Source organism: Vibrio kyushuensis (assembly GCF_050337325.1).
GTDB classification, from domain to species: domain Bacteria; phylum Pseudomonadota; class Gammaproteobacteria; order Enterobacterales; family Vibrionaceae; genus Vibrio; species Vibrio kyushuensis.
This window is the reverse complement of record NZ_JAKJSV010000020.1, coordinates 25,531-31,530: the sequence shown is the minus strand read 5'-3', so window position 1 is coordinate 31,530 and position 6,000 is coordinate 25,531. Positions and strand designations below refer to the sequence as shown.

5 protein-coding genes are annotated in these 6,000 nt (G+C 42.7%); all 5 read left to right on the top strand.

Going from position 1 to position 6,000, the window contains the following annotated elements:
* A partial coding sequence (locus tag L4D20_RS24075; RefSeq protein ID WP_428804102.1) for a hypothetical protein occupies positions 1-296 on the top strand: 296 nt, incomplete at its 5' end.
* 91 nt (positions 297-387) lie between these two features.
* Entirely contained in the window at positions 388-2,160 is a 1,773-nt protein-coding gene (locus tag L4D20_RS24070) for a sodium:solute symporter family protein (RefSeq protein ID WP_428804101.1), read from the top strand.
* Positions 2,161-2,309: 149 nt separating this feature from the next.
* The gene (locus L4D20_RS24065; RefSeq protein WP_428804100.1) at positions 2,310-3,596 is read left to right on the top strand and encodes an AGE family epimerase/isomerase; all 1,287 of its coding nucleotides are present in this window, start codon (positions 2,310-2,312) and stop codon (positions 3,594-3,596) included.
* Positions 3,597-3,681: 85 nt separating this feature from the next.
* Entirely contained in the window at positions 3,682-4,455 is a 774-nt protein-coding gene (locus L4D20_RS24060; RefSeq protein WP_428804099.1) for a glucosamine-6-phosphate deaminase, read from the top strand.
* The gene (locus L4D20_RS24055; RefSeq protein ID WP_428804098.1) at positions 4,452-5,600 is read left to right on the top strand and encodes an N-acetylglucosamine-6-phosphate deacetylase; all 1,149 of its coding nucleotides are present in this window, start codon (positions 4,452-4,454) and stop codon (positions 5,598-5,600) included. The genes L4D20_RS24060 and L4D20_RS24055 overlap by 4 nt, the downstream gene beginning before the upstream one ends.
* Positions 5,601-6,000 lie beyond the last annotated feature (400 nt).

Here is a 6,000-nt window from a genome sequence, read left to right as displayed (position 1 = left end):
ATATTAAAGAACAGCGACAGGGCAGCACAGTCTCTCAAGAAATGCTGACCAGAGCTGTGGAAGTGACCGATGCTAACAGCGCTTTCTTTGACGTTCTAGGCAACTTTGACGGATGTATCGCTGGGATCCACGAAGTATTGAGGAAGCAAGGGTTCTTTGAAGGGATCTATTGTTATCCTGGAAATGGCGATCTTTCACCGGGCCAGCAGACTGAAATCGAGCGGGTTTATGAAAGCTACCCTCATCTTCATGATGATGAGTTTGTGAGCACTCATATTGACTCATGGTTCAAATGATCTAAGCCCTGCTAAAGCATGATGCTTAGTAATTAATACCCTACGAATAACTATTTACTATAAAAAATACATAACATCATTGGAGTCAAAAATGAATATTGACATTCTGGTAGTGCTCGTCTACTTCGTATTTATGATTGTAGTCGGATTACTCTTTAAACGGTTTGCGGGACGGTCCACGAGTGATTACTTTCGTGGTGGGGGAAAAATGCTTTGGTGGATGGTTGGTGCTTCGGCATTTATGACTCAGTTTAGCGCTTGGACTTTTACCGGAGCGGCGGGTAAGGCGTTTACTGAAGGTTTTCCTATCATGGCTGTTTTTCTGGCCAACGCACTTGGATTTTTACTATCTTGGTTTTTCTTTTCTTATCGTTTCCGTCAGATGCGTACTGTCACGCCTATTGAAGGTGTGCGTCGACGTTTTGGTGCAACCAATGAGCAGGTATTCACCTGGGCAACAATACCAACCAGCATTATCTACACAGGTATTTGGTTGAACGGATTAGCGATATTTGTTAGTGCGGTATTCAAGATTGACATGGAAACGACCATTGTTGTAACAGGCTTGATTGTTCTGTTTATCTCTGTGGTAGGGGGCTCCTGGGGCGTCGTTGCTTCTGACTTTGTGCAGATGGTCGTCATCATGTCGGTAACCGTAGTATGCGCTGTGGCGGCAATCGTAAAAGTAGGTGGGCCTTCCAACCTTATCGAACAGTTTCCTGTCGATAATATCATGGGTCCAGGCATGAACTATCCATTGCTATTCATAGGCTGGTTTATTTTCATGTTTGTTAAGCAGTTGCAAAATATTAACAATATGAATGACTCGTATCGCTTTCTTACAGCAAAAGATTCTGTCAATGCACGTAAGGGGGCACTGTTAGCGTTTGCTCTGATGCTAATTGGTCCGGCAATCTGGTTTTTGCCTCCGTGGGCTGCTGCCGTGCTTTATCCCGATGCGGCACTAGTACATGCTGAACAACTCGGCAATAAAGCAGCGGATACGGTGTATCTGGTATTCGTTGAACGTGCAATGCCCGTTGGTATGGTTGGTTTGCTGATGGCCGCGGTTTTTGCTGCCACAATGTCTTCTATGGACTCAGGCCTGAACCGTAACGCAGGCGTTTTTGTACGCAACTTCTATGCGATTTTTGTTAACAAAGAAGCTGGTGATGCTAAATTATTGCGTGTGAGCCAGGTAGTTACGCTTGTATTTGGCGTATTGATTATTCTCATCGCACTGTTTATCAATTCACTGCGCGATCTAAGTCTGTTTGACGCTATGATGTATGTGAGCGCCTTGCTACAAATGCCGATTCTGGTGCCGCTGTTCTTTGGTATATTTATTAAGAAAACGCCAGACTGGGCTGCATGGGCAACAATGGCTGTGGGTGCTGTCGTCTCTTATGTTGCTAGCTTTGTTATTACTGCTGATGTTATTGCAAATTGGCTGAGCTTAGAGGTTCCATTCACCGCACGTGAGGCAACTGACCTTAGGGTAATGTTAGGTCTCGCGGGCCATCTGTTCATTACCGGTGGTTTCTTCTGCCTGACAACCAAGTTTTACAAAGAGCCGGAAGGTGCTCGTAGTAAAGAACTGCAAGCGTTTTGGCAAGATATTGAAACTCCGGTCATTGAGGAAGAAGGTCAGGATATCGTCGACCGTCAGCAACGTAACATGTTAGGTAAGCTGATTCTGGTATTCGGTACTTTAGTAATGGCAATGGTACTGATACCAAATCCATTCTGGGGACGAATGGCCTTCGCATTCTGTGGGCTGGTAGTACTTACTGTTGGGTATCTGTTACATAAGAGTGCCCAATCTGGTGAGAACGCGGAAACGGCGGCTTATCAAAACAGTTAACTTTAATCGGGCTAAGCTTGTTACCTGAGCTTAGCCCTTCTGATAGCTGCGTTAGTAGCAAGGTTTACAATGACGGAAAACTCTAGAGTGAGAGCGATCCGTCTTATTAACCTTTTGTTCAAATTAGAACTCGCGGAGAATAAGTAACCATGACACGCTCGCAAAACCTCTGGCACGATTGTTATACACGATGGAGCACAGAGCTTGACTCGAATATCATTCCATTTTGGCAACGGGCTTTAGACAAAGAGCTTGGTGGTATATATACCTGCTTTAGCAATGACGGTGCAACGCTAAATAGCACAGATAAATTCATTTGGTCACAAGGCCGCTTCTTATGGAATTGGAGTAGGCAAGCCTATCTTATTGAGAATGGCGTGCTTAAGGGGCAGGCTAGTGACTATTTGAAACAAGCAAAATTAGCGGCTGAATTTATCAGTCAAAATGCTTTCTTAGACAATGGAAACTGCGCTTTTTTATTGACACGAGAAGGTGAAAAGAAAGAGATAAACCCAGATGAAGGGTATGACATTTCTTTCTATGCTGATTGTTTTGTCGTTCTTGGTTTTTGCGAGTATGCGTTTGTTTCTGGAGATACCGCGTATTTTGAAAAGGCGCTGTACCTCTTTGATACTATTAAACTACGCGTTCAGCAAGGGGTGGTTCGCAGTGAACCGTACCCAGCTGCGGAGGGCTTTGAACCTTATGCTTATGAAATGATCATTCTTGGGGTAAGCAGTGAGTTACTGCGATATACACAGAAAAATAACCACTGCCGTCACAATGACATACAACATTTATGCGAACAAAGTTTAGCACGGATATTTAATCAATTTCATGATGATAAAACATTACTTCCTTTTGAAATGTTAACGACGGCTAAGCAACAAGATACTTTATTAGCTCGTCACTTCACGCCTGGCCATACCCTAGAGAATATGTGGTTCTGTTTACAATCAGCAGAGTTACTAGGAAAAACAGCAGAATATTTACCAAAAATCGTCAAAATTGTGAAAGCGATGTGGACTATGGGCTGGGATACTGAGCACGAAGGTTTATTGCGCTATACCTCCCAAGATGGATCGAAGCCGAGTGGGCGATTACTGGGTGAGGATCCTTATGAGAAACTGATTCTTGAAACATGGGATACCAAGATTTGGTGGGTACACTCTGAGGCACTGTATACATTATTGCTGACTTATAAATATAGCAGTGATCCTGAGCTTCTTACTATGTATGAAAAAACCGCAGCCTATGTATTAAAGACGTTTCCTAATAAAGATGTAGGTGAATGGACACAAATTCGAGATAGGCAAGGTAAGCCACTCGATAAAGTCGTTGCGCTACCCGTGAAAGACCCTTTTCATATTATGAGGAACCTACAACTCATTGTTGAGCTTTGCGCTGATAACGAGGTGCATGTTGCATGTGATTAGGTATGAGTAAAATTTACATCAACCTAATTAAGCCCTTAAAGCAACCTGAAATTTGAACTAGAAAGAATTATAAAAGAGAGACATCATGACAAACATTATATCTAAAGCAATAAAAGACAGCCTTGAGTACACAGTATTTGACTCTAGAGATACCATGGGTCAAGCGGCGGCAGAACACACACGACGTATTATTGTGTCATTACAAAAAAGCCAAGACTCAGTAAGGATTGTATTTGCTTCTGCCCCTTCTCAAAATGAATTCTTAGCTCACTTAAAGCGCTTTGACGATATTGATTGGTCCAAAGTCACCGCTTTTCATATGGATGAATACATCGGCTTACCTACGGGAGCACCACAGGCGTTTAGCCATTTTATTAAAGCGACTTTGCTTGACGTCGTAAATCCCTCTGCTGCGCACTTCATTAAAGCAGATGCCAGCGATGTCGACGTTGAATGTCAACGTTATTCAGAGTTATTACAGCAAGCACCAATCGATCTTGTCTGCCTTGGGGTTGGTGAAAATGGGCATATTGCATTTAATGACCCATGGGTTGCTGACTTTAATGACACCGAAGTCGTTAAAAAAGTGAAGTTAGATCAAGCTTGTCGTCAGCAACAAGTTAATGATGGCTGTTTTGACATTATCGATGATGTTCCGGAGTTTGCCTTAACGTTGACGATTCCAACCTTAGTGAGTGCAAAGCATATGGTGTGTATTGTACCTGCGGCAACAAAATGTGATGCGGTGACTACCATGATCAATGGTTCTATCAGCGAAGATTTACCTGCTTCTATTTTACGCCGCCATCAAAGTGCTGCTTTGTTTCTAGACGCTGATTCTGGAGCTAAATTACAGTGATTTTTGAAGCAAAAACACTAGGTGATAGCGCGGTAAGGGTTGTCGTTGAGGGAAGTACAATCAGTGAAGTAAGTGCTATTGACACTACTGATTTAAGTAGCTTACCAACGATCGCCCCCGGCCTAATTGATTTGCAAGTCAATGGCTATGGAGGCGTCGATTTTAATTCTCTACCCTTGCATCAAGCAGATCTTAGCCATGCTACAGAACTCATGCATAAGAATGGGGTAACTGGTTACTACCCAACGATAATCACCAACAGCGATGAGAATATCAGTGAATTAATTGTTGAGATTAATCGCCTTAAAAATAGTGATGTAAACCTGAGTAATACTCTAATGGGGTATCACCTAGAGGGGCCATTTATTTCACCTAAAGATGGTCCACGCGGTGCCCACAGTAAACAATTCGTGCGTGCTCCAGAAGCTGCTTTGGTAAAAAAATGGCATGAGCTATCTGAAGGTCAACTGAAGATACTTACCTTATCACCTGAGTGGCAAGAAGGCTTAGAAGAGACCGTTGCTTATTGTGTAAAGAACAATATTAAGGTCTCGATTGGTCATAGTGCGGCCACTCCTGAGCAAATCCAACGAGTCACACAGCTTGGTGCGACAATGTCTACACACCTTGGTAATGGATGTGATTTGCAAATTCACCGCCACCATAACTATATCTGGCAGCAGTTAGCAGAAGACAACCTTTGGAGTGCCATAATTGCTGATGGCTTCCATCTGCCACCTGCGGTATTGAAGGTAATATTACGAGCTAAACAGGATAAAGTGATCTTAACCAGTGATACTACTGCTTTTGGCGGGATGGCCGCTGGCCGTTATCAAACTCATATTGGTGGAGAGGTCGTATTAACAGAAGCAGGTAAGCTTCATTTAGCCTCAAATGATGAGTTATTGGCTGGATCAGCTCAATCTGTTTTAGAGTGTGTGAATTATTTGATCCAATCTGATTTACTGTCAGCGGAAGAAGCGTGGAGCAAAGCAAGCTATAGCCCGGCCTCTTTCATGGGGCTTCATTATCAAGGAGCAATAAAAGCAGGAAATCGTGCTGATTTAGTCCTACTTGATACCAATAACAATCAATTAACTGTAATGAACACTATTTTAGCAGGAGATTCAGTTTACTCTATATGATGAACTATGAGCTTATCAAAAACTTACCTAGAAAATATCACTACCCATCTTAATAGTATCCATGATGCTGAGCACGATAATTTTGTTAAGGTAGCTTACTAACAAGTGGGGTATTACGTTCAATAGCTGTCGAGCGTTCATTTGGTTACGGCAAGATTGTTTCAAATAATAATCTAATGGAAAAAGGTGATGTGATGTTATTGAGCAATGCTTATGGCATTACACAGCAGTAATTGATCTTGCTCTTGAAGCGAAAGGAGTAACTGTTATTGCGGTAACATCACTGGATCACCCTGCGCGTCATCCATCGTAGAAAAACTTATTGGAAGTGGCTGACCTTGGGCGTTTTTCAAGGTAGTAGTCATCATTTGCTTGCTTATTAAGCCGCTTCTCTTTTGGG

Coding starts and splice junctions, on each gene's coding strand:
- L4D20_RS24065 (WP_428804100.1), top strand. CDS start 2,310: ATGACACGCTCGCAAAACCTCTGGCACGATTGTTATACACGATGGAGC.
- L4D20_RS24070 (WP_428804101.1), top strand. CDS start 388: ATGAATATTGACATTCTGGTAGTGCTCGTCTACTTCGTATTTATGATT.
- L4D20_RS24060 (WP_428804099.1), top strand. CDS start 3,682: ATGACAAACATTATATCTAAAGCAATAAAAGACAGCCTTGAGTACACA.